Origin of the sequence: Pseudomonas sp. CFBP 8772 (genome assembly GCF_014841665.1) — a bacterium.
GTDB lineage: Bacteria > Pseudomonadota > Gammaproteobacteria > Pseudomonadales > Pseudomonadaceae > Aquipseudomonas > Aquipseudomonas graminis_B.
The window spans coordinates 36402-55151 of the sequence record NZ_JACYUI010000011.1; the positions used below are offsets into that span (position 1 = coordinate 36402).

Consider the following 18750-nt stretch of genomic DNA (forward strand, 5'->3'; position numbering starts at 1 on the left):
TAGGCAACGTGCTTTCTATCTACAACACGCTCAGCAAGAGCAAAGAAGTCTTCAAGCCGCTGGATGGCAACAAGGTGCGCATGTACGTCTGCGGGATGACCGTGTACGACTACTGCCACCTGGGCCACGGCCGCAGCATGGTGGCGTTCGACGTCGTCACCCGCTGGCTGCGTTTCAGCGGCTACGACCTGACCTACGTGCGCAACATCACCGACATCGACGACAAGATCATCAACCGCGCCCGTGAAAACGGCGAGGCGTTCGATGCCCTGACCGCGCGCATGATTGACGCGATGCACGAGGACGAAGCGCGCCTGAACATCCTCAAGCCGGACATGGAACCACGCGCGACCGATTACATCGGCGGCATGCACGACATGATCCAGCGCCTGATCGACAAGGGCTATGCCTACGCCCCGGGCAATGGCGACGTGTACTACCGCGTCGGCAAATTCCTCGGCTACGGCAAGCTGTCGCGCAAGAAGATCGAAGACCTGCGCATCGGCGCGCGGATCGAGGTCGACGAAGCCAAGGACGATCCGCTGGATTTCGTGCTGTGGAAAGGCGTCAAGCCGGGCGAACCGAGCTGGGAATCGCCGTGGGGTGCGGGACGTCCGGGCTGGCACATCGAGTGCTCGGTGATGTCCACCTGCTGCCTGGGTGAGACCTTCGACATCCATGGCGGCGGCAGCGATCTGGAATTCCCGCACCACGAGAACGAGATTGCCCAGAGCGAAGCCGCGACCGGCAAGACCTACGCCAACGCCTGGTTGCACTGCGGCATGATCCGCATCAATGGCGAGAAGATGTCCAAGTCCTTGAACAACTTCTTCACCATCCGCGACGTGCTGGATAAATACCACCCGGAAGTGGTGCGTTACCTGCTGGTGTCGAGCCACTACCGCAGCGCGATCAACTATTCCGAAGACAGCCTGAAAGAATCGAAAGGCGCGCTGGAGCGGTTCTACCACGCGCTCAAAGGCCTGCCGGTCGCCGAGCCTGCGGGGGGCGAGGCGTACGTCGAGCGTTTTTCGACTGCCATGAACGACGACTTCGGGACCCCGGAAGCGTGCGCCGTGCTGTTCGAGATGGTTCGCGAGATCAACCGCCTGCGCGACAGCGATGTCAACGCAGCGGCAGGCTTGGCGGCACGTTTGAAGGAGCTGGCCAGCGTGTTGGGCGTGTTGCAGCTGGAATCCGATGACTTCCTGCGCGCCGGCGCCGAAGGGCGGGTGGATGCTGCCGAAGTCGAAGCCTTGATCGCCGCACGCCTGCAGGCACGCGCCGACAAGAATTGGGCTGAGTCCGACCGCATCCGCGATCAGCTCACCGCCATGGGCGTGGTGCTGGAAGACAGCAAAGGCAGCACCACCTGGCGTTTGGCGGATTGATCGGCAACCCTCGGTAAACGCCTATCCTTGATCGTTCCTACGCTCCGCGTGGGAATGCCTCGCCGGACGCTCCGCGTCTTCGTTGACGCGGAGCGTCTTGGGCGGGGTTACCACGCGGAGCGTGGGAACGATCAGCGTCCCGAAGGTCGTTTGGCAAATTGTTGATTTCTACTGGCCTGCTGCCGTTCGCGCTTGGGCGCCTCAAGCCAGCACTGCGAGCGACGTGTACTTAGCAACCATCGCGTCTGACGTAATTAGCTTCATCGGTTCAGTGATGGCGGCAGCAACGATTAGCCTATCGAATGGGTCGCGATGATGGTGTTCCAGATCTTTGACTGCGATTGCATGTTCAACGCTGACAGGGAGCTCGATAAAGCCGCTGTCTCGGCAGTATTCGCGAATCTCCTCAAGATCAGCCGTTAGTTTCCCCAAGCCAATCTTTATCGACATCTCCCAAAACGTGGCGGCGCTGATGTAAACCTCAGTAGCGGTTTCGATCAGTTTTTTTGCTTTGGGAGAAAGCTTCGGGTCGTCAGTCAGAGCCCACAGAAGAATATGAGTATCCAGCAGTATCCTCATGGGCGACTGCCTTCGAAATCATCCAGCACAGAGTCAGAAAGCGGCGCATCGAAGTCGTCCGGTAGTTGAAGAATACCTTTCATAGCACCGATGCGTTTACCGGTGGGCCGCCCGATCGGGACGAGGCGCGCCATTGCGCGACCATGTTTGGCGATCGTGATAGTCTGGCCCGCCGCAGCGTCATCTACCAGTTTTGACAGATTGTCCTTGGCCTCACCGAGAGGGACGATAATCATGACGTATGCTCGCATTCGGAAATATTGGCCAAATATAGCCATATAATTCTTCTTGCCCAAGCCACCGTTACAATTCTGTGCTGATTGCGGTGACCCCCCCCGCGTGGGAATACCTCGTCTGACGCTCCGCGTCTAATTTGGCGCGGAGCGTCATCGGCGGGTTGCCACGCGGAGCGTGGGAACCATCTAAGCCTTCAAAACCCCTGTTCCCTCAGCCGCTTGTACAGCGTGTTCCGGCTCACCCCCAGGCGTTTCGCCAACTGCGAGATATTCCCGCCGGCCGCCTGCAGCAACTCACTCAGCTCTTCCGGCGTGTCCAGCGCTGCCTTGCGGTTGAACACTGTCTCGGGTTCGACGCGCTCGCAGCCCATCGCCAGGTCGGCAAAAAAGTCTTCCGGCAGATGCTCCGTGGAAATGGGTTGATCATCGGCCAGCGCCAACGCCACCTGAATCACGTTGCTCAACTGCCGCAGGTTGCCCGGCCACGGGTGCCGTTCGAACAACTCCATCACCTGTGGCTCAAAGCCTGCTGTCTGCTGCGGTTCGCGATGCTGTTCCCAGATGGCACGGACCAGCGCGGGCTTGTCGCTGCGATCCCGCAACGGCGGCAACTCCAGGTTCAGGCCGCTGATGCGGTAGTACAAATCCTGACGAAACCGTCCGTTCTGCACATGTTCGCGCAATGAGCAGTGAGTGGCGGAAATCACCCGAATATCCACTGGGTACAACTCGCTGCTGCCAACCGGCTGCACACACCGTTCCTGCAACACCCGCAACAGACGCGCTTGAACCGGCAGCGGCATGTCGCCGATCTCGTCGAGAAACAGCGTGCCTTTGTCCGCCTTGCGGATCAGCCCGATGCTGCCTTTATGGTGAGCGCCGGTGAACGCGCCTTTTTCATAGCCAAACAATTCAGCCTCGACCAGCTCCGACGGGATGGCCGCGCAGTTCACGGCAATCATGGGCTGATCGGCGCGGGAGCTGGCGCGGTGCAGGGCCTTGACGAACACTTCCTTGCCCACACCCGTCTCGCCAAGGATCAACAGCGGGACGTTCTTCTCCAGCAATCGCTGACCCTGACGCGCGGCTTTCTCGACCCGCTCGTCCCCCATGCCGGGCTCAATGACACCGACCGCGAGTGGGCGGGACAGCATCGGCACCTGCACCGGCACCGTTCTGAGCTTGAGCACCGGTGCTTTCGGCCGCTTCAGCACGCAATGGAAACGGTTGTGGCCCGACGCCTGGAGCGGGAAGGGCTGGCCTTCCATTTGGTCAAGCAGATCGGCAACCGGCGCTTTGAACAGGTTCTCGATGTTGGCGTTGAGCAGGCTGACGCCCAGCAGGGTGTCGGCGCGGCGGTTGGCGCAGAGCACACGGCCGCTTTCATCGAACACCAGCAGGCCGGCCCACTGGCTGTCGAGGTTGTTCAGGCCGGTGTTGAACACCAGTTGAAAATGGCTGTGCTGGAACTGGTCGAGGATCAGCCGGTTTTCGATGGTCTGGCTCATCATCTTGACCATCCCAAGGGTGTGGGAAGGCGGCAGGAAGCTGTCGCTGGACACATCGAGCACCGCGATCATCCTCCGCGACGCATCGAAAATCGGCGCCGCCGACCCGGTCATGAAACGGTTGGCCTTGAGAAAGTGTTCATCGTGTTCAATGTGAACAGCCTGTTCACAGGCCAGCGCAGTGCCGATGGCATTGGTGCCGGCGCTTTGCTCCAGCCAGCTGGCGCCGGCGACGAAACCCGGCTGTTGATCCGGCTCGACGAAGCGCTTGTTGCCCCAGGAATTGAGCACCTGGCCCTGCTGATCGGCGAGCAGGATCAGGCAATTGGAATTGCTCAGGATGTTCTCGTAGAAGGGCAGCACCTGCTGATGGGTAGTCTGCACCAGGGAATGATGGCGCTCGAGCAGCTGCGAAACCTGCTGATCGGGCAGGCGACCGAAGGACGGGCGTGACTGGTGGTCGAGGCCGAACTCGCGGCAACGGGCCCAGGAGTCCTGAATGATCATGTCGTGGCTGGGGGATGCGCCTGCTGTGGCCATGAAATGGCTCCGTCCGAGTACTTTTATTTGTTGTTGTCGAGATGCCGCCAGGCAGAGCATCCCTGCTCGAAAACGTCCACCCATTGTTGTTCAGTATTGTTCAAAGTCAATGTTCATTTTGTTCAGGTGTTCAGCATTTCCTGTTCATTTACGTTCATCAACGAATGCCGGTCTGTGCGGCAAATTGTCGCAACCGCTCTAGTCCGCGTATCCCAGCCAGAAAGCGCCTGAGCGGGCCGGTTGGCACGATTGTCGCTATCCAACAATCGGTCAGCACAATCGGTCAACGGATGTCACGACCTGCCATACGGCATACACGCAACACCCCGAACAAAACAAATAAAAAGGGCACGCCATGTCTCTCACGCTTGAGCACGTCAGCCGCGCCGTCGACGGTCAGATCTGGATCGACGATGCTTCGCTGAGCTTTGAACCCGGCTCATTCAACGTATTGCTGGGGCGCACCTTATCAGGCAAAACCAGCCTGATGCGCTTGATGGCCGGTCTGGACAAGCCAGACAGCGGCCGGATACTGATGAATGGCAAAGATGTCACCCAGGTCGCGGTGCGTCATCGAAACGTCTCGATGGTTTATCAGCAGTTCATCAACTATCCGAGCATGACCGTCTACGACAACATCGCCTCGCCGCTGCGCCAGGCCAAGATGTCGAAAGACGAAATCGACCGACGCGTCCGCGAAACCGCGAAGATGCTGCGCATCGAGAAATTCCTCAGCCGTCACCCCCTCGAATTGTCCGGCGGTCAGCAGCAGCGCACGGCCATGGCGCGGGCGCTGGTCAAGGACGCCGAGCTGATTCTGTTCGATGAGCCGCTGGTCAACCTCGACTACAAGCTGCGCGAAGAGCTGCGTCAGGAAATGCGCCAGCTGTTCGAAACGCGCAACACCATCGCCATTTACGCCACCACCGAGCCGAACGAAGCGCTGGCGCTGGGCGGGACCACCACGATTCTGCACGAAGGCCGCGTGATCCAGAGCGGCCGCACGCCCGAGGTGTATCACCAGCCGAAAACCGTGCTGGCCGCCGAATTGTTCTCCGAGCCGCCGATCAACCTGATGCCCGGCCGTATCGAAGGCAACGAAGTCAGCTTCGCCAATTTCGTGCACTTCCCGCTGAATGTTGACCTGCGCAGCATCGGTGACGGCGAATACCGCTTTGGCGTGCGCCCGAGCCATCTCAGCCTGGTGCCGTCCAACGACGACGACCTCGAACTGGCGGTGACCGTCGAACTCGCCGAGATCAGCGGTTCGGAAACCTTTCTGCACGTGCGCAACGAGCATTTCTCGCTGGTGCTGCATCTGCCGGGCGTCCACGAGTACGACGTGGACACGCCGATTCGCGTGTACATCCCGACTCACAAACTGTTCGTATTCGATCAGCAGGGCGGCCTGATTCAGGCGCCGGGCCTGCGCATGGCGAGGGTTGCCTGATGGCCGAGATCCGCTTGCAAAAACTCGCGCACAGCTACAGCGCCAATCCGACCGGCCCTGAAGACTATGCCATCCGGGAAATGACCCACATCTGGGAGCAGGGCGGCGCGTATGCCTTGCTCGGCCCGTCCGGCTGCGGCAAATCGACCCTGCTCAATATCATCTCCGGCCTGCTCAGCCCGTCTGAAGGCAAGGTCATGTTCGACACCACGGTGGTCAACGACATGTCGCCGGAGGAGCGCAACATCGCTCAGGTTTTCCAGTTTCCGGTGGTCTACGACACCATGACGGTGTACGACAACCTCGCGTTTCCGCTGCGCAATCAGGGCATGCCGGAAGCGAAAGTGAAGATCAAGGTGCAGGAAATCGCCGACGTGCTGGATCTGCAGCCGTTGTTGAGCAAGAAAGCCAAAGGCCTCACCGCTGACGAAAAACAGAAAGTCTCCATGGGCCGCGGACTGGTCCGCGATGACGTGTCGGCGATTCTGTTCGACGAACCGCTGACCGTGATCGACCCGCACCTGAAGTGGAAACTGCGCCGCAAGCTTAAGCAGATTCACGAGCAGTTCAACATCACCATGGTTTACGTCACCCACGATCAGTTGGAGGCCTCCACCTTCGCCGACAAGATCGCGGTGATGTACGGCGGCCAGATCGTCCAGTTCGGCACCCCGCGTGAACTGTTCGAAAAGCCGCACCACACCTTCGTCGGCTACTTCATCGGCAGCCCCGGCATGAACCTCATCGAGGTCAAGCCTGAAGCCGGCGGCGTGGGCTTTGGCGGCATTCACCTGCCATTGCCCGATGCCCTGCAGCAGCGCCTTGCATCGACTCAGTGGAGCACGCTGAAAGTCGGGATTCGCCCCGAGTTCGTACACGTCTGGGACAGCCCCAACGACGACGCCATGCAGGCCGAGGTGACCTATGTCGAGGACCTGGGGACCTACAAGATCATCACCGTCAACCTGGCCGGCCAGTCGCTGAAAGTGCGCCTGCAGGAAGACAAGCCGGTGCCCCAGGGCCAGGCCTGGATCAGTTTCCCGGCGCAATGGCTGATGCTCTACGCCGATGAATTTCTGCTGGAGGCCGCCACGAACACACTGCCGGCCAGCGAGGTGTCCCATGACTAAAGTGCAAAACAACAAGGCCTGGTGGCTGGTGCTGCCGGTGTTCCTGCTGGTGGCGTTCAGCGCCATCATTCCGATGATGACCGTGGTCAACTATTCGGTGCAGGACATCTTCGACCAGTCCAGCCGCTACTTCGTCGGCGCCGACTGGTTCCGGCAAGTGCTGCAGGACCCGCGTCTGCATGACTCGCTGCTGCGCCAGTTCATCTACTCCGGGTGCGTGCTGCTGATTGAAATCCCGCTGGGCATCGGCATCGCCCTGACCATGCCGACCAAGGGTCGCTGGTCGTCGCTGTGCCTGATCGTCATGACCATTCCGTTGCTGATTCCCTTCAACGTGGTCGGCACCATCTGGCAGATCTTCGGCCGTGGCGACATCGGCCTGCTGGGCTGGGTCCTCAACGACGTGCTGGGCATCAGCTACAACTACGCGGCCAATGCGTCGGACGCCTGGGTGACCGTGCTGGTCATCGACGTCTGGCACTGGACCTCACTGGTGGCGTTGCTGTGCTATTCGGGGCTGCGCGCCATTCCGGACGTGTACTACCAGGCGGCACGAATCGATCGGGCGTCCAACTGGGCCGTGTTCCGACACATCCAGCTGCCGAAGATGAAAAGCGTGCTGCTCATCGCCGTGATGCTGCGCTTCATGGACAGCTTCATGATCTACACCGAGCCGTTCGTGCTTACCGGAGGCGGTCCGGGCAACTCCACGACCTTCCTCAGCCAGACCCTGACGACCATGGCCCTCGGCCAGTTCGACCTGGGCCCTGCGGCGGCGTTCTCGCTGGTGTATTTCCTGATCATTCTGTTGGTGTCGTGGGTGTTCTACACCGCCATGACCCACAGCGAAAAGAACTGAGGAGCGCCCATGAACAAGCGCGAGAAAGTGTCGTTCAAAAAGCTCATACCGCTGTGGATCTACCTGCTGTTTCTGCTGGTGCCGATCTACTGGCTGGTCAACATGTCGTTCAAGACCAACACCGAAATCCTCGGCGGCCTGACCCTGTTCCCACAGGACTTCACGTTGGCGAACTACAAGGTTATCTTCACCGACGAAAGCTGGTACAGCGGCTACATCAACTCGCTGTACTACGTCTGCCTGAATATGGTGATATCGCTGAGCGTCGCGTTGCCTGCGGCCTACGCGTTTTCACGCTATCGTTTCCTCGGCGACAAACACCTGTTCTTCTGGCTCCTGACCAACCGGATGGCACCACCGGCGGTTTTCCTGCTGCCGTTCTTCCAGCTTTATTCGTCCATCGGCCTGTTCGACACGCACATTGCGGTAGCGTTGGCGCATTGTTTGTTCAACGTGCCGCTGGCGGTGTGGATTCTGGAAGGGTTCATGTCCGGGGTTCCCAAGGAGATTGACGAAACGGCTTACATCGATGGCTACAGCTTTCCCAAGTTCTTCGGCAAGATTTTCATCCCGCTGATCGGCTCGGGCATCGGTGTCACGGCGTTCTTCTGCTTCATGTTCTCCTGGGTCGAATTGTTGCTGGCGCGCACGCTCACCTCGGTCAATGCCAAGCCGATCGCGGCGGTCATGACCCGTACCGTTTCAGCGTCGGGGATCGATTGGGGGGTGCTGGCAGCGGCGGGGGTGTTGACCATTCTGCCGGGCATGCTGGTGATCTGGTTCGTTCGTAATCACGTGGTCAAGGGCTTTGCTCTTGGTCGTGTCTGAGGAGTCGAAAAATGGAGTGGATGTCCTGGACCCTGCCAACTGCTATTTTCTTTGCGTCCATCGCCGCGATTCTGGTGGCGATGACGGCCTGGGAACTGCGTTCGGCGAGTATTGAGCGTCGCGGTTTTCTGCCGATTGCCACCACGCGCGGCGATCGTCTGTTCATCGGCCTGCTCGGAAGCGCTTACCTGCATCTGCTGGTCATCGGCGCGACGAGCTGGGATATCTGGGTGGCCTCCGGGTTGTCCCTGGTCTGGCTGTTGGTGGTGATGCGTTGGGGTTGAAAGGTTTTGACGGTGCAAGCGCAGACGCGCTTGTGCCGCGAACGAATGACGAAGGTTGAAACGCGGGATCACATAAGAATCAACACAAGAGGTGTCTATGTTCAATAAGAAAAACAAGCTGCGACATAGTGTGACGGTAGCGACGATGGTAATGCTCAGTGGCTTGAGCGTGTCGGCTTGGGCCGATCAGTACGAGGATGCGGCGAAGAAATGGGCCGACAGCGAGTTCAAGCCGAGCACGCTCTCCGATGCCGAGAAGCTCAAGGAACTGGAGTGGTTCATCAAGGCCGCCGAGCCGTTCCGCGGCATGGACATCAAGGTGGTGTCCGAAACCTTGACCACCCATGAATACGAATCCAAAACCCTGGCCAAGGCGTTCACCGAAATCACCGGCATCAAGGTCACCCACGACCTGCTGCAGGAAGGCGACGTGATCGAGAAACTGCAGACCGCCATGCAGTCCAACCAGAGTATCTATGACGGCTGGGTGAACGACTCCGACCTGATCGGTACGCACTTCCGCTACGGCAAGGCGATGTCTCTGACAGACCTGATGGCCAGCCCGGAAGGGGCGAAAGTCACTTCTCCGACCCTCGACCTCAAGGACTTCATCGGCACCTCGTTCACCACGTCGCCAGAAGTCAAAGACGCGTCCGGCAAAGTCGTTACGCCGGCCAAGCTCTATCAGCTGCCTGACCAGCAGTTTGCCAACCTTTACTGGTTCCGCGCCGACTGGTTCGAGCGTCCTGACCTGAAAGAGAAATTCAAGGCCAAATACGGCTACGAGCTGGGCGTTCCGGTGAACTGGTCGGCCTATGAAGACATTGCCAAGTTCTTCAGCGAAGACGTCAAGGAACTCGACGGCAAGAAAGTCTACGGTCACATGGACTACGGCAAGAAAGACCCGTCCCTGGGCTGGCGCTTCACCGATGCCTGGTTCTCCATGGCCGGCAGCGGCGACAAAGGCTTGCCGAACGGTCTTCCGGTCGACGAGTGGGGTATCCGCGTAGAGGACTGCCACCCGGTCGGTTCGAGCATTACCCGCGGCGGCGACACCAACGGCCCGGCCGCTGTGTACGCCACTCAGAAGTACATCGACTGGCTCAAGGCCTACGCGCCGCCTGAAGCGGCAGGCATGACGTTCTCCGAGTCCGGCCCGGTGCCGTCCCAGGGTAACGTTGCTCAGCAGATCTTCTGGTACACCGCTTTCACCGCCGACATGACCAAGCCGGGTCTGCCGGTCATGAATGCCGACGGCACGCCGAAATGGCGCATGGCTCCATCGCCAAAAGGCCCTTACTGGAAAGAGGGCATGAAGCTGGGTTACCAAGACGTGGGCTCCTGGACCTTCCTCAAGTCCACCGAGGAGAAGAAACGCCTGGCCGCCTGGCTTTACGCGCAGTTCGTGACGTCGAAATCCGTCTCGCTGAAGAAAACCATCGTGGGCCTGACGCCGATTCGTGAATCGGACATCAACTCCAAAGAGATGACCGCCCTGGCGCCGAAACTCGGTGGTCTGGTCGAGTTCTATCGCAGCCCGGCCCGCGTGCAATGGTCGCCAACCGGCACCAACGTTCCGGACTATCCGAAGCTGGCACAGCTGTGGTGGAGTCATGTGGCTGAAGCCGTTACCGGCGAGAAAACCGCGCAGGCGGCTCTCGACGGTCTGGCCAAGGACCAGGATGCAATCATGACCCGGATCGAGCGCTCCAAGGTTCAGGAACCAAGCGGTTGCGCGCCGAAGATGAACCCGGAAACCTCGGCGGAAGAGTGGTACACCAAAGCCGAGAAGAGCAACGGTGCCTTCCTCGCACCGCAGCGCAAACTGGCCAACGAGAAGCCGAAGGGCGAAACCATCGCTTACTCCGACCTCTTGAAGAGCTGGGAAGCGGCCAAGAAGTAAGCTGCACGCTTCCACGTTCAGCCCATAAAAAAACGGCACCCTCGGGTGCCGTTTTTCATGTGCGCGTCTTGATGCGTCGGCTTGAATGATCAGCCGTGCAGCGTTTCTGCCGCGTACAGTGTGTTTTCCAGCAGGCAGGCGCGGGTCATAGGGCCAACGCCGCCTGGCACTGGCGTGATCCAGCCGGCACGGGGCAGGGCGGTGTCGTACACCACATCACCCACCAGCTTGCCGTCATCCTGACGGTTGATGCCGACGTCGATAACGATCGCGCCTTCCTTGATCCACTCGCCCTTGACCAGGCCCGGCTTGCCCGCCGCCACGACCACCAGATCGGCACGGCCCACGTGTCCGGCCAGGTCCTGAGTGAAGCGATGGGTTACGGTCACGGTGCAGCCCGCCAGCAGCAGCTCCATCGCCATCGGACGACCGACGATGTTGGAAGCGCCCACCACGACCGCGTCCTTGCCGTACAGGTCGACACCGGTGCTTTCCAGCAGGGTCATGATGCCCTTGGGGGTGCAGGGCCGCAGCAGTGGAATGCGCTGGGCCAGTCGCCCTACGTTGTAGGGGTGGAAGCCATCGACGTCTTTATCCGGGCGGATGCGCTCCAGGAGGCTGGAAGATTCCAGATGCTCGGGCAGCGGCAGTTGCAGCAGGATGCCGTCGATGGCCGGGTCGTCGTTGAGACGATCGATCAGATCGGTCAGTTCGGTCTGGGTGGTTTCACTGGGCAGGTCATAGGCCTGGGAGATGAAGCCGACCTCTTCGCAGTCTTTGCGTTTGTGCGAGACGTAAACCTGAGAGGCGGGGTCGCTGCCGACCAGAATCACCGCGAGGCCCGGCGTGCGCAGGCCTTGCTGGCGACGCTGGGCGACTCGTTGGGCGATCTGCTGGCGCAGGTTGGCTGCGATCGCTTTGCCGTCTATTAGTTTTGCAGTCATTACGCGTGATTAACCATCGGAAGGGGAGGGAAAAAGAGCGCGCATTCTCGCATGACCTGACCCAAGGGCAAAGACGGTTGGTCCGCTTAATAAGCTAACCCCTTTAATTAACTGAATTTTTTTGAAAAAAGTGTTGACGACCTTTTGGGCCGTCTATAAGATTCGTCGCACTTGTCGGGCACAACCCCACACAGGATTAGCCGGAAGCGGCAAATCAGGTCGAAAGGTTGAATAAGTCAGGTAGAGTTAAGATCTGCTCAGCGTGATTGAAAGCTCTTAATTTGCAGTCTTACGAAGGCAAATGAAATAAGTGCCCGTAGCTCAGCTGGATAGAGCATCCGCCTTCTAAGCGGATGGTCGCAGGTTCGAGTCCTGCCGGGTGCGCCATTAGGCAGCTTTGGCACAAGTAGCATTCAAGTTGAATGCGTCGGTTACAACGCAATATGGTGGGCGTAGCTCAGTTGGTAGAGCACGGGATTGTGACTCCCGTTGTCGAGGGTTCGATCCCCTTCGTCCACCCCATATTCGAAAAGGCGCCAGATTCATAATCTGGCGCCTTTGCTTTAAGCGCTTTAAAACGCGGATGTGGTGGAATTGGTAGACACACTGGATTTAGGTTCCAGCGCCGCAAGGTGTGAGAGTTCGAGTCTCTCCGTCCGCACCAGTTACAGGTCTCGCAACACCTCGGGTGTTGAGGGATGAAAGAAGGCCGCCTTGTGCGGCTTTTTTTGTTTCAGCGTACTGCTTTTTGACGCGGTGCGAGCTTGATGGGTCCAGGAACGCGGGGCTCGTCCGGTGTGCTTCCAGGGACTGGATCATGTTTCGGTCGTCCTTTTGCTTCCTTTATATAGGGGCGTATCAGGTGCGTTCCAGACACCTCGCGCAGGCTGAAACATTCGTCTGCGATACCCGGGCTGCATGCCACTTTATTTACCCTTGTTCAGTAGGGTGACTTCTTGAGTTTGACCCACTAGAATGCTTGCCCTTGATTCTGGGGTCGGAAACGGCCGGCTAACGTCTGTGCAACGAGGAATATCCATGCAAGTTTCTGTTGAAAACACTTCCGCTCTCGAGCGCCGCATGACCATTGGCGTGCCCGCTGAGCGCATCGAGACTGAAGTCAACAAGCGTCTGCAGCAGACCGCACGTAAAGCCAAGATCCCGGGCTTCCGCCCAGGCAAAGTGCCTATGAGCGTGATCCGCCAGCGTTACGAAGACGGTGCTCGTCAAGACGCACTGGGCGACCTGATCCAGGCGACCTTCTACGAAGCCGTCGTCGAGCAAAAGCTGAACCCGGCTGGCGCACCTTCCGTCGAGCCGAAAACCTTCGAAAAGGGCAAGGACCTCGAGTACATCGCTACTTTCGAAGTGTTCCCTGAATTTACCGTTGCCGGTTTCGACTCCATTTCCGTCGAGCGTCTGTCGGCTGACGTCGCTGATTCCGATCTGGACAACATGCTGGAAATCCTGCGCAAGCAGAATGTCAGCTTCGAAGTAGCCGACCGCGCTGCGCAAAACGAAGACCAGCTGAACATCGACTTCGTTGGCAAGATCGACGGTGAAGCATTCGCTGGCGGTTCGGCCACCGGTACTCAGCTGGTGCTGGGTTCGGGTCGCATGATCCCGGGTTTCGAAGACGGTCTGGTTGGCGCCAAAGCCGGCGAAGAGCCCGTTCTGAACCTGACCTTCCCAGAGGATTATCAGAATCTGGAGCTGGCTGGCAAAACCGCCGAGTTCACCGTCACTGTCAATACTGTGTCGGCACCGACCCTGCCTGAGCTGAACGAAACGTTCTTCAAGCAGTTCGGCATCAAGGAAACCAACATCGAAGGCTTCCGCACCGAAGTTCGCAAGAACATGGAGCGCGAGCTGCGTCAGGCCATCAAGTCCAAGGTCAAGAATCAGGTAATGGACGGTCTGCTGGCCGCCAACCCGATCGAAGTGCCTAAAGCGCTGCTGGAAAACGAAGTGAACCGTCTGCGCGTCCAGGCTGTTCAGCAGTTCGGCGGCAACATCAAGCCTGACCAGCTGCCGGCAGAGCTGTTCGAAGAGCAGGCCAAGCGCCGCGTTGAACTGGGTCTGATCGTGGCTGAAGTCGTCAAGCAGTTCGACCTCAAGCCTGACGACACCCGCGTTCGCGAGCTGATTCAGGAAATGGCTTCCGCTTACCAGGAGCCAGAGCAGGTTGTGGCCTGGTACTACAAGAACGAACAGCAAATGAACGAAGTTCGTTCGGTTGTGCTGGAAGAACAAGTTGTGGATACTGTTTTGCAGAAAGCGAGCGTGACCGATAAAGCGGTCTCGTACGAAGAGGCAGTCAAGCCGGTTGAAGCTCCACAAGCCGACTGATTTCCTTCTCTCGTTCGAAAACACCATAAGCCAGCCTTCGCGCTGGCTTATGCGTATTCAAGACATGACTATTTGGGAGTGAATGCGAGACATGTCCCGCAATTCTTATATTCAGCAGAACTCTGACATCCAGGCCGCTGGCGGCCTGGTCCCGATGGTTATCGAGCAGTCCGCCCGTGGCGAGCGCGCCTATGACATCTACTCCCGCCTGCTCAAGGAACGCGTCATCTTCCTGGTCGGTCCGGTTGAAGACTACATGGCCAACCTCATCTCGGCGCAGCTGCTGTTCCTTGAAGCGGAAAACCCGGACAAGGATATCCATCTTTACATCAACTCCCCAGGCGGTTCGGTGACTGCGGGCATGGCGATCTACGACACCATGCAGTTCATCAAGCCTGACGTTTCCACGACCGTCATGGGCCAGGCCTGCAGCATGGGCGCTTTCCTGTTGGCCGGTGGCGCCAAGGGCAAGCGTTTCGCACTGCCGAACTCCCGGGTCATGATTCACCAGCCGTTGGGCGGTTTTCAGGGCCAGGCGTCGGACATCGACATCCACGCACGGGAAATCCTGTTCATCCGTCAACGTCTGAACGAACTGCTGGCGCACCACACCGGCCAGTCGCTCGAAACGATCGAACGCGACACCAACCGCGACAATTTCATGAGCGCAGAACGCGCTGCCGAATACGGTCTGGTGGACTCGGTCATCGATCGGCGTCAAATGACCAAATGACTGCGTGAAGGGCAATGATCCCGGGCGGTCGGTACTTCCGTGCCGCCTGCGGACTTGAAAAATCGAGCAATTGCCTTCATCTTGTGTTGCAAGCCTACCGGATTGGATCGATCGAATGACTGACACCCGCAACGGCGAGGACAACGGCAAACTGCTTTATTGCTCCTTCTGCGGCAAAAGCCAGCATGAAGTGCGCAAGTTGATTGCCGGCCCCTCGGTATTTGTTTGTGACGAGTGCGTCGACCTGTGCAACGACATCATCCGCGAGGAGGTGCAGGAAGCACAGGCCGAAAGCAGCGCGCATAAATTGCCATCGCCTAAAGAAATCAGCGGCATCCTTGACCAGTACGTCATTGGTCAGGAGCGTGCCAAAAAGGTTCTCGCAGTAGCGGTGTACAACCACTACAAGCGACTGAACCAGCGCGACAAGAAAAACGACGACGTTGAGCTGGGCAAGAGCAACATCCTGCTGATCGGCCCGACGGGCTCCGGCAAGACCCTGCTGGCGGAAACGCTGGCTCGTTTGCTCAACGTTCCTTTCACCATCGCCGACGCCACCACCCTGACCGAAGCTGGTTATGTGGGTGAGGACGTCGAGAACATCATTCAGAAGCTGTTGCAGAAGTGCGATTACGATGTCGAAAAGGCCCAGATGGGTATCGTCTACATCGACGAGATCGACAAGATTTCGCGCAAGTCCGACAACCCTTCCATCACCCGTGATGTGTCGGGCGAGGGCGTGCAGCAGGCCTTGCTGAAGCTGATTGAAGGCACCGTGGCTTCCGTTCCGCCTCAAGGTGGTCGCAAGCACCCACAGCAGGAATTCCTGCAGGTGGACACGCGCAATATCCTCTTCATCTGCGGCGGTGCGTTCTCTGGCCTGGAAAAGGTCATCCAGAATCGCTCCACCAAAGGCGGCATCGGCTTCAACGCCGAAGTGCGCAGCAAGGAAGAGGGCAAGAAGGTCGGCGAATCCCTGCGTGAAGTCGAGCCTGACGATCTGGTCAAGTTCGGTCTGATCCCGGAGTTCGTGGGTCGTCTGCCTGTACTGGCGACGCTGGACGAACTGGACGAAGCTGCGCTGATGCAGATTCTGACCGAACCGAAGAACGCGCTGACCAAGCAATACGGCAAATTGTTCGAAATGGAAGGCGTGGACCTCGAGTTCCGCCCGGATGCGTTGAAATCGGTTGCCCGTCGTGCGCTTGAGCGCAAGACTGGTGCTCGCGGTCTGCGCTCCATCCTCGAGGGCGTTCTGCTCGACACCATGTACGAGATCCCGTCGCAATCCGACGTGAGCAAGGTGGTTATCGATGAGAGCGTGATCGAGGGCACCTCCAAGCCGCTGTTGATCTATGAAAACAGCGAGCCACCTGCCAAGGCGGCACCGGACGCGTAGCCTGCTGGCAACGCACCGGGCGACTGGAAACGAAAAGGGCCCTCGGGCCCTTTTCGCGTTTCCCTCAAGTCCGGCCCGCGTTTCAGGGTCCTTTCGCTTTAACTCAAAGCGGCGCTTGTTTTTTTAAGGTTCAACCCCCATCTTGATTTTCAGCTTATTTATATCTGTCCATGGCCTGAAGGCCGCCGTAGAGGCGAAATCATGAAGACGACCATTGAACTGCCTCTCTTGCCACTGCGCGATGTTGTGGTTTACCCGCATATGGTTATTCCGCTGTTCGTGGGGCGCGAGAAGTCGATCGAGGCCCTTGAAGCGGCGATGACCGGCGACAAGCAAATCCTGCTGCTGGCGCAACGGAACCCGGCCGACGACGATCCCGGTGAAGACGCGCTGTACAACGTTGGCACCGTCGCCACCGTGCTGCAGCTGCTGAAGCTGCCGGATGGCACTGTGAAGGTTCTGGTTGAAGGCGAGCAGCGTGGCTCGGTCGAGCGCTTCATCGAGGTCGACGGCCATTGCCGCGCCGAAGTCGCGCTGATCGATGAAGTGGACGCGCCGGATCGTGAATCCGAGGTCTTCGTCCGCAGCCTGCTGGCTCAGTTCGAACAATACGTCCAACTGGGCAAAAAAGTCCCGGCGGAAGTGCTTTCCTCCCTCAACAGCATCGATGAGCCGGGTCGTCTGGTCGACACCATGGCTGCCCACATGGCGCTGAAGATCGAACAGAAGCAGGAAATTCTCGAGATCATTGACCTGTCGGCCCGTGTCGAACACGTGCTGGCGTTGCTGGATGCCGAAATTGACTTGCTGCAGGTCGAGAAGCGCATCCGCGGTCGCGTGAAAAAACAGATGGAGCGCAGTCAGCGCGAGTACTACCTGAATGAGCAGATGAAGGCTATTCAGAAGGAGCTCGGCGACAGCGAAGAGGGCCACAACGAAATCGAAGAGCTGAAAAAGCGCATCGATGCCGCCGGTCTGCCTAAAGACGCGATGACCAAAGCGACCGCTGAGCTCAACAAGCTCAAGCAGATGTCGCCGATGTCCGCCGAGGCCACCGTCGTTCGTTCCTACATCGACTGGCTGGTTCAGGTGCCGTGGAAGGCTCAGAGCAAGGTCCGTTTGGACCTCGCCCGCGCCGAGGACATCCTCGACGCCGACCACTACGGTCTGGATGAAGTCAAAGAGCGCATCCTCGAATACCTCGCCGTGCAAAAGCGCGTGAAGAAGATTCGCGGCCCGGTGTTGTGCCTGGTCGGTCCTCCTGGTGTGGGTAAAACCTCGCTGGCGGAGTCGATCGCCCACGCCACCAACCGCAAGTTCGTCCGTATGGCGCTGGGCGGCGTGCGCGATGAAGCTGAAATTCGTGGCCACCGTCGCACCTACATCGGTTCCATGCCTGGTCGTCTGATCCAGAAAATGACCAAGGTTGGTGTGCGCAACCCGTTGTTCCTGCTCGATGAAATCGACAAGATGGGCAGTGACATGCGCGGTGACCCGGCGTCGGCATTGCTGGAAGTGCTCGACCCCGAGCAGAACCACAACTTCAACGACCATTACCTGGAAGTCGACTACGACCTGTCCGACGTAATGTTCCTGTGCACCGCCAACTCGATGAACATTCCACCGGCGCTTCTTGACCGTATGGAAGTGATTCGTCTGCCCGGTTACACCGAAGACGAGAAGATCAACATCGCCACCAAGTACCTCTCGCCCAAGCAGATCGCTGCCAACGGCTTGAAGAAAGGCGAGGTCGAGTTCGAGGTCGAGGCGATTCGCGACATCATCCGTTACTACACCCGTGAAGCGGGCGTACGTAGCCTCGAGCGTCAGATCGCCAAGGTGTGCCGTAAAGCGGTCAAGGAACACGCCCACGAGAAGCGTTTCTCCGTGACCGTGACCGCGGACATGCTCGAGAACTTCCTGGGTGTGCGCAAATTCCGTTATGGCCTCGCCGAGCAGCAGGATCAGGTCGGTCAGGTGACCGGTCTGGCGTGGACGCAGGTGGGTGGCGAGCTGCTGACCATCGAAGCGGCGGTCGTTCCGGGCAAGGGTCAACTGATCAAGACCGGTTCGCTGGGCGATGTGATGGTCGAGTCGATCACTGCCGCGCTGACCGTTGTGCGCAGCCGTGCGAAGAGCCTGGGCATCCCTCTGGACTTCCACGAGAAGCGCGACACGCACATCCATATGCCGGAAGGTGCGACGCCAAAAGACGGCCCGAGCGCAGGCGTAGGCATGTGCACGGCGCTGGTGTCCGCCCTGACCGGGATTCCGGTTCGTGCCGACGTGGCCATGACGGGTGAAATCACCCTCCGTGGACAGGTGCTGGCAATCGGCGGTCTCAAGGAGAAATTGCTGGCTGCTCACCGTGGTGGCATCAAGACAGTGATCATCCCCGAGGAGAACGTTCGCGATCTGAAGGAGATCCCTGTCAACATCAAGGCCGACCTGCAGATCAAACCGGTTAAATGGATTGACGAGGTCTTGCAAATTGCGCTGCAATACGCGCCAGAGCCCTTGCCGGACGTGGCTCCCGAGATGGTTGCCAAGGATGAAAAGCGCGAGTCTGACGCCAAGGAGAGGATCAGCACGCATTAGTCTGGGAGGCCTTCCTTGA

General features: G+C 58.9%; 15 protein-coding genes and 3 tRNA genes. 14 read left to right on the forward strand and 4 right to left on the reverse strand.

Annotation, left to right across the window (positions count from 1 at the left end):
- Window positions 1-8: 8 nt before the first annotated feature.
- Window positions 9-1391 carry a cysteine--tRNA ligase gene (cysS, locus tag IFT99_RS20220; protein WP_192134649.1) on the forward strand — a complete coding sequence of 461 codons (1383 nt, stop codon included), beginning with the start codon at window positions 9-11 and terminating at the stop codon, window positions 1389-1391.
- 201 nt (window positions 1392-1592) lie between these two features.
- Here the strand turns inward: cysS and IFT99_RS20225 are convergent, their stop codons facing one another.
- The 3 genes from IFT99_RS20225 to IFT99_RS20235 form a co-directional block, all read right to left on the reverse strand.
- The gene (locus tag IFT99_RS20225; RefSeq protein WP_065986426.1) at window positions 1593-1970 is read right to left on the reverse strand and encodes a type II toxin-antitoxin system VapC family toxin; all 378 of its coding nucleotides are present in this window, start codon (window positions 1968-1970) and stop codon (window positions 1593-1595) included.
- Complete coding sequence (locus tag IFT99_RS20230) at window positions 1967-2206, reverse strand: type II toxin-antitoxin system Phd/YefM family antitoxin (RefSeq protein WP_065986546.1); 240 nt, start codon at window positions 2204-2206, stop codon at window positions 1967-1969. The genes IFT99_RS20225 and IFT99_RS20230 overlap by 4 nt, the downstream gene beginning before the upstream one ends.
- 194 nt (window positions 2207-2400) lie before the next feature.
- Complete coding sequence (locus IFT99_RS20235; RefSeq protein ID WP_192134651.1) at window positions 2401-4254, reverse strand: sigma-54-dependent Fis family transcriptional regulator; 1854 nt, start codon at window positions 4252-4254, stop codon at window positions 2401-2403.
- A gap of 355 nt (window positions 4255-4609) precedes the next feature.
- On the opposite strand from IFT99_RS20235, the gene IFT99_RS20240 reads away from it, so the two are divergent.
- The 6 genes from IFT99_RS20240 (at window position 4610) to IFT99_RS20265 (ending at window position 10708) form a co-directional block, all read left to right on the forward strand.
- Window positions 4610-5704, forward strand: coding sequence for an ABC transporter ATP-binding protein (locus tag IFT99_RS20240; RefSeq protein WP_065986430.1), 1095 nt, complete (start codon window positions 4610-4612; stop codon window positions 5702-5704).
- Window positions 5704-6834 carry an ABC transporter ATP-binding protein gene (locus IFT99_RS20245; protein WP_065986432.1) on the forward strand — a complete coding sequence of 377 codons (1131 nt, stop codon included), beginning with the start codon at window positions 5704-5706 and terminating at the stop codon, window positions 6832-6834. The genes IFT99_RS20240 and IFT99_RS20245 overlap by 1 nt, the downstream gene beginning before the upstream one ends.
- Window positions 6827-7693: a carbohydrate ABC transporter permease gene (locus IFT99_RS20250; RefSeq protein ID WP_192134653.1), complete on the forward strand. Its 867-nt coding sequence runs from the start codon at window positions 6827-6829 to the stop codon at window positions 7691-7693. Before IFT99_RS20245 ends, IFT99_RS20250 begins: the two co-directional genes overlap by 8 nt.
- Window positions 7694-7720: 27 nt before the next feature.
- Window positions 7721-8521, forward strand: a complete 801-nt coding sequence (locus IFT99_RS20255) for a carbohydrate ABC transporter permease (RefSeq protein WP_074892149.1) — start codon at window positions 7721-7723, stop codon at window positions 8519-8521.
- Window positions 8522-8532: 11 nt separating this feature from the next.
- Window positions 8533-8805 carry a DUF2160 domain-containing protein gene (locus IFT99_RS20260; protein WP_065986436.1) on the forward strand — a complete coding sequence of 91 codons (273 nt, stop codon included), beginning with the start codon at window positions 8533-8535 and terminating at the stop codon, window positions 8803-8805.
- A 97-nt stretch (window positions 8806-8902) separates the two neighbouring features.
- Window positions 8903-10708, forward strand: coding sequence for an ABC transporter substrate-binding protein (locus IFT99_RS20265; protein WP_065986437.1), 1806 nt, complete (start codon window positions 8903-8905; stop codon window positions 10706-10708).
- An 89-nt stretch (window positions 10709-10797) separates the two neighbouring features.
- Here the strand turns inward: IFT99_RS20265 and folD are convergent, their stop codons facing one another.
- Window positions 10798-11652 (reverse strand): bifunctional methylenetetrahydrofolate dehydrogenase/methenyltetrahydrofolate cyclohydrolase FolD, encoded by an 855-nt coding sequence (gene folD, locus IFT99_RS20270; RefSeq protein ID WP_192134655.1) that lies wholly within the window; start codon window positions 11650-11652, stop codon window positions 10798-10800.
- 310 nt (window positions 11653-11962) lie between these two features.
- Between folD and IFT99_RS20275 the strand changes: the two genes are divergently transcribed.
- The 7 genes from IFT99_RS20275 to lon all read left to right on the forward strand — a co-directional run bounded on the left by IFT99_RS20275 (window position 11963) and on the right by lon (window position 18731).
- Window positions 11963-12039: transfer RNA gene (locus IFT99_RS20275), tRNA-Arg, on the forward strand.
- A gap of 59 nt (window positions 12040-12098) precedes the next feature.
- A tRNA-His gene (locus IFT99_RS20280) sits at window positions 12099-12174 on the forward strand.
- Between the two features lie 57 nt (window positions 12175-12231).
- Window positions 12232-12316: transfer RNA gene (locus tag IFT99_RS20285), tRNA-Leu, on the forward strand.
- A gap of 374 nt (window positions 12317-12690) precedes the next feature.
- A complete protein-coding gene (gene tig / locus IFT99_RS20290) occupies window positions 12691-14001 on the forward strand; it encodes a trigger factor (RefSeq protein ID WP_192134657.1) in 1311 nt (436 codons plus the stop codon).
- A gap of 91 nt (window positions 14002-14092) precedes the next feature.
- Window positions 14093-14734, forward strand: coding sequence for an ATP-dependent Clp endopeptidase proteolytic subunit ClpP (gene clpP / locus IFT99_RS20295; RefSeq protein ID WP_065986441.1), 642 nt, complete (start codon window positions 14093-14095; stop codon window positions 14732-14734).
- 115 nt (window positions 14735-14849) lie between these two features.
- Window positions 14850-16133 (forward strand): ATP-dependent Clp protease ATP-binding subunit ClpX, encoded by a 1284-nt coding sequence (gene clpX, locus IFT99_RS20300; RefSeq protein WP_037013640.1) that lies wholly within the window; start codon window positions 14850-14852, stop codon window positions 16131-16133.
- A gap of 201 nt (window positions 16134-16334) precedes the next feature.
- Window positions 16335-18731, forward strand: a complete 2397-nt coding sequence (lon, locus tag IFT99_RS20305; protein WP_192134659.1) for an endopeptidase La — start codon at window positions 16335-16337, stop codon at window positions 18729-18731.
- Window positions 18732-18750: the final 19 nt, after the last annotated feature.